At 54.9% G+C, this 2,973-nt stretch carries 5 protein-coding genes; 3 read left to right on the top strand and 2 right to left on the bottom strand.

All coding sequences use genetic code 11. The annotated features are described in order from the left end of the window. A partial coding sequence (locus tag QZ326_RS12485) for a helix-turn-helix domain-containing protein (protein WP_295745773.1) occupies positions 1-282 on the top strand: 282 nt, incomplete at its 5' end. Positions 283-396: 114 nt separating this feature from the next. Next, positions 397-948: a sigma-70 family RNA polymerase sigma factor gene (locus tag QZ326_RS12480; RefSeq protein WP_295745770.1), complete on the top strand. Its 552-nt coding sequence runs from the start codon at positions 397-399 to the stop codon at positions 946-948. Positions 949-1,003: 55 nt separating this feature from the next. Here the strand turns inward: QZ326_RS12480 and lexA are convergent, their stop codons facing one another. Further along, positions 1,004-1,600, bottom strand: coding sequence for a transcriptional repressor LexA (gene lexA / locus QZ326_RS12475; protein WP_295745768.1), 597 nt, complete (start codon positions 1,598-1,600; stop codon positions 1,004-1,006). Positions 1,601-1,800: 200 nt separating this feature from the next. On the opposite strand from lexA, the gene secG reads away from it, so the two are divergent. Further along, positions 1,801-2,040 (top strand): preprotein translocase subunit SecG, encoded by a 240-nt coding sequence (gene secG / locus QZ326_RS12470; protein ID WP_295745767.1) that lies wholly within the window; start codon positions 1,801-1,803, stop codon positions 2,038-2,040. Between the two features lie 44 nt (positions 2,041-2,084). Here the strand turns inward: secG and QZ326_RS12465 are convergent, their stop codons facing one another. Beyond that, entirely contained in the window at positions 2,085-2,783 is a 699-nt protein-coding gene (locus QZ326_RS12465; protein ID WP_295745763.1) for a polysaccharide deacetylase family protein, read from the bottom strand. Positions 2,784-2,973: the final 190 nt, after the last annotated feature.

Below are 2,973 nucleotides of genomic sequence, written 5' to 3'. Positions count from 1 at the left end.
CTAGCAGAGTGCGCAAACCTCTCTGTCCCTTACGTCAGCCACATTGAGAATGGAATCAAGCAGGCCAGCCTGCAAGCGGTTGTCAATATCGCGGAGGCTATGGAGTGTACCGCGGATAAACTTCTTTATGAAAACCAGCCGGACTGCTGCGGTGTTTGGCAGCCGGAATTGTCAGAGATGCTGTCCGGCTGCACTGACTCTGAACAGCAGTTTTTGCTGGAAGTTCTCAGTGCAATGAAAAATTGTATCATAACCAACAGGCATACATTCGGCAGCAAGTGAATCGGTAGATATGCGCTTACTGTCCGTCCCAAATCACCGTATAGCGGCATACCATCTCCCTCCCGCACCCCTGGAATGCCTTCTGTCCGTAGGCTTTCCAGAGTTCTTTTCCTTTTGCTGTCTTCGTTAAAAAAATACTACACCCAAAGCACGGACCAGGACGATCTGATCTCCATCGGCACCATTGGACTCATCAAGGGTATCTCCAGTTTTGATCCCTCCAAAGGAGCCCGCCTGGCCACCTATGCCGCGCGGTGTATTGAAAATGAGATCTTGATGTATTTCCGCAGTCAGAAAAAGCTCCAGGGGGAGGTTTCCCTGTCGGACTCCATTGAAAACGACAAGGAGGGCAATGCCCTGCAACTGATCGACGTGGTAGGCGTTGACGACACCATGCTGGACGATCTCCATGACCGAGACAACGCCCTGCGTCTCCATACGCTGCTGCGGGAGTGTTTGACCAGCCGGGAGGCGGAGATCATCCGCCTGCGCTATGGCCTGGGTGGCACTGTGCCCCTGACCCAGCGGGAGATTGCCTCGTCTTTTGGGATTTCCCGGAGCTATGTATCCCGCATTGAAAAACGGGCCCTGGAGAAGCTGAGGACGGCCTTACAGTCCCCGCCTCCGCCCCGCTCCCATGAAAAACGAAGATCCCCGGCCAACTGACGGGCACTCAAACAGCGGCACAGGGTATATCCCCTGTGCCGCCGCAGCTGACCCTTCAATACCACCGCACCACCGCAGTGACCTTCCCCATAATCGTGGCATAGGTGCCGTCAATGGGACTGTAATCCTCATTCTCCGGCAGGAGCCAAGTCTCCCCGTTCCGCCTGGACAGCCGCTTTACCGTGGCCTCGTCCTCCAGGAGGGCCACTACGATCTCGCCGTTGCTGGCCGTCTGCTGGCGGCGTACCACCACCAGATCCCCCGGCAGAATGCCGGCGTTCAACATAGACTCGCCCCGTACCCGCAGGGCAAAGTACTCATCCCCATGGCCGCCAGTGTCAAAAGTGAGGTAGTCCTCAATGTACTCTTCCGCCAAAATGGGGCTGCCGGCCGCTACGTTGCCCACAATCGGAATACGGTCTTCCGGCGGCTGCTGAGCCTGCTCCGTCAGGGCAATGGCCCGGCCCTTGCCGGCTCCCTTGGCAATGACACCAGCCTCTTCCAGATGCTTTAGGTGAAAATGCACGGTGGAGGGCGATTTCAGTCCTACGGCCTCCCCGATTTCCCGCACCGATGGGGCATATCCCTGCTCCTGAATACAGGCCGCGATGTAGTCATAGATCCGCTTCTGCATCTTGGAAAGCTCTGCCATAGTGGACCTCCTTATTTCCGTCTTAGATCCTATTTTGAATATCATATCACATACATTCCAAAATTGCAAACATTTGTTCCACTTTATTTTTCATTTATTTGTAAAATTCCACTTGAAAACGGGGACAATCTATGGTAATATAATTACTCGTAAAATAACATATCATGCCTGCGCATGAGGAAATTTTGGAGGTTTTCCACATGGGTACTTTAAAGATTGTTATCACCGTTCTGCAGTTGCTCTGCGGTCTTGCCATTATTCTGGCTGTACTGTTCCAGTCCGGCAAGAGCGCCGGTCTCTCCGGTGCCATCGGCGGTGTGGCCGACTCCTTCCTGGCTAAGAACAAAGCCAAAACGCTGGATGCCAAGCTGGCCCGAGCCACTAAATGGGTGGGGGCCCTTTTCCTGATTCTGACTCTGGTCCTGTTGATTTTGGGTTGATTTACCGCAGCAAAGGGCGGACGCTGTCAGCGTCCGCCCTTCTTCTATCCTTTTCCGGTTCGGTACATTACTTCCGGCTCCGCAACCACGCCATTTAGACACAGCAGCTCCTCCACTGTGACAAACCAATATCCCTCCTTCTGAAGGGCATCTATGATTTGAAGAGCCGCCTCCACAGAGGTGGGATATATATCGTGGAGCAGGATGATGGAATTGGGCTCGGCATCCCGCAGCACAGCCTGCACCACCTGCGCTGTATTGCGCCTCTCCCAGTCCCGGGGATCTACAGACCACTTAACCAGGGGGACGCCGGTCTCTATTCCCTCGCCAATGAGGCCATAGGGCGGGCGAAGCCAATATCCGTTCTCTCCCAGAAGCTCATCCAGCGTCTCCTCTGTCATGCGGATCTCCTGTTCGGCGGCTTCCGGATTCTCCAACCGCACATGACTCCAGGTATGGTTGCCAATCTGATGACCCTCTGCCGCCATCCGCTCCACCAGATCCTCTTTGCCGGCGATCTCCTCACCTACCAGGAAGAAGGTGGCGCTTGCGCCCCGCTCCTGTAAGCCGTCCAAGAGCTTTGCCGTCGTCTCCCGGCGGGGACCGTCATCAAAGGTCAGCGCAATATATTTTGCCTCTGCCGGAAGCTCTGCCGGGGCGTCCGCAGGCAGGGCCTCCTCGCCTGCAGACGCCCACAGCGCCAGCCCGATTAAACACAAAAAAAGCAGCTGTTTTTTCCGCATCGTTCCCATCTCCCCGTATTTTTCAGGGATAGTTTATACGGAAAGCGGAAAAATAGAGCTGTCAAAATCTGTCGCATTGCGGCCTAGAACTGCAATCGCCCGTGCCGGATGACATGGGCGGTTTTTCAATGAAAGAGTGCTGCCAGGATACTGCTGAGATCGGAAGAGCGTCGTGTAGGGAAAGAGTGTA

Origin of the sequence: uncultured Oscillibacter sp., from assembly GCF_910587525.1 — a bacterium.
Lineage (GTDB): Bacteria > Bacillota > Clostridia > Oscillospirales > Oscillospiraceae > Oscillibacter.
This window is presented reverse-complemented; position numbering and strand designations above follow the sequence as displayed.